The 1,731-nt window shown below is 67.2% G+C and carries 2 protein-coding genes; one reads left to right on the forward strand and one right to left on the reverse strand.

The genetic code is table 11. The features are described from left to right. A partial coding sequence (locus tag ACRDSQ_RS04205) for a dCTP deaminase (RefSeq protein ID WP_431418920.1) occupies positions 1-193 on the forward strand: 193 nt, incomplete at its 5' end. 54 nt (positions 194-247) lie between these two features. Here ACRDSQ_RS04205 and ACRDSQ_RS04210 read toward each other — a convergent pair. Then, positions 248-1,414 (reverse strand): ISNCY family transposase, encoded by a 1,167-nt coding sequence (locus ACRDSQ_RS04210; protein WP_431418921.1) that lies wholly within the window; start codon positions 1,412-1,414, stop codon positions 248-250. Positions 1,415-1,731 lie beyond the last annotated feature (317 nt).

The raw sequence follows: 1,731 nt of genomic DNA on the forward strand, positions 1-1,731 counted from the left end.
GTTCGAGCCCGAGTGGGAGGGATTCGTCACGCTCGAGATCAGCAACACGACGCCGCTCCCGGCTCGCATCTATTCCAACGAGGGCATCGCGCAGGTGCTGTTCTTCGAGAGCGACGAGGAGTGCGAGACCTCGTACAAGGACAAGGCCGGAAAGTACCAGGCCCAGCAAGGGATCACGCTGCCACGGCTCTAGGTGCGACCGCCGCCCCTGTCAAGCCATTTGTTGATGTAACCCTGAGGGTCATCGTCAAGCCATTTGCTTTGTAACCCGACCCTCGGCGCCTCGATGTCGCGCGAGAGCGGCGATGCGGTCGAGCTTCTTCTCGATGATCCGCGCCAACTCGAACGGATCGGTGGTGGCCCGCAGCCGGAGCAACGCGTTCACCTTCGCCCGGTCGACGCCGCGGCAGACCCGCAACCGGTCGAGCGGGGTCTGCGGGCGGTCGTAGGCCCGCCTGAGTCGGGAACCCACGCGCTCCTTGCGGAGCAGCTTCACCGAGGGCTGGAACAGGTTCATCATCAGCCGCAGCTCGCTTCGGTAGAGGTCGTTGAGCAACCCCAGCGCGGCCGGGCTGTCGTAGCGGTCCCAGCCGATCAGCTTGCGCACGTGGGTCCAGTTCTTCTGCTCGATGTGGGCGTTGTCGTCCTTCTTGTAGGGGCGGCCGCGAGTGAACTGGATGTGCCCGGTCCGGCAGTAGCGCACCAAGTGGTGGTTCAAGAACTCGCTGCCGTTGTCGGAGTCGATGCCGCACAGCGCGAACGGCAGGGCCCGGCGCATCTCCTCGAGGCCAGCCAGGATCCCGGTCTCGCCCTTGCCGAGCACGGCGTAGGTCTCGGTCCAGGTGGTGTGGATGTCGGTGAGGTTGAAGGAGTGGGCGAACTCACCCTCGGCGCACTCGCCGGAGTGGGAGACCAGGTCGATCTCGGTGAAGCCGGGCTGGGTGACGTCCCAGTGATCGGTCTTGATCGGGATGTGGTGCTTGAGCAGCGTGCCGGGCTTGGTGCGCCCGTAGAGGCGGCGCCGCAGCACCCGCTTGCGGGACTGGAGCCGGCGGTCGATCTGGCGCGGGCTGATGGCCCGCAGCTGGCGCTCGAGTTCGGGCGTCAGCGCCAGACGCTGGCGCAGCCACGGCAGCCACAGCGGCAGCATGGCCCTCAGGCGTACCGACCAGGGGTAGCCGGCGGCCTCCCAGACCTGGGCCAGGGTTTGGATCACGGTCCGGCCGTAGCTGGGGCCCCGGGTCCGCCGCGGCCGGGGGCGAGCCCCGGGAGGCGGCCCGTTCAGCAGCCGGATGGCGTACTTGCGGTTGTAGCTACAGACCTCGCAGAACTCGTCCAGGATCGTTCCCTTCTGCTCCGCCGCACTCCGGTGATAGCGGTTGTAGATCGCCTTCAGGTACTCCCGTCGTCCCATGCCGGTCATCTCCTGTGTGCCCTCCCTGGCCGGGAGGGTTACCAGTCAAATGACTCGACGATCCAACCTCGGGTTACATTCTACGCGGCGCGATGCGCGGATTGCGCCGCCCGCCGCAAATACCATAGCCTTGCGCGCCGATGCCGACCGCCGATCGACACCCGAGGGAATCCCCATGCCCGGCACTCGAACCGTTCTCCTCGCCACCGCCCTCCTGCTCATGACCGCGGGCGCGGCAGACGACGCGATATCCGCCCGCGGCCAGGCGACGCGCTCGGTCGTGTGGGCGAAGCACGGCATGGTGTGCGCGGCACAGC

Source organism: Actinokineospora sp., from assembly GCF_050699995.1.
In the GTDB taxonomy this organism is placed as follows: domain Bacteria; phylum Actinomycetota; class Actinomycetes; order Mycobacteriales; family Pseudonocardiaceae; genus Actinokineospora.

Bases quoted from the DNA above. Each gene is read 5' to 3' on its own strand.
- ACRDSQ_RS04210 (WP_431418921.1), bottom strand. From the start codon at position 1,414: ATGGGACGACGGGAGTACCTGAAGGCGATCTACAACCGCTATCACCGG.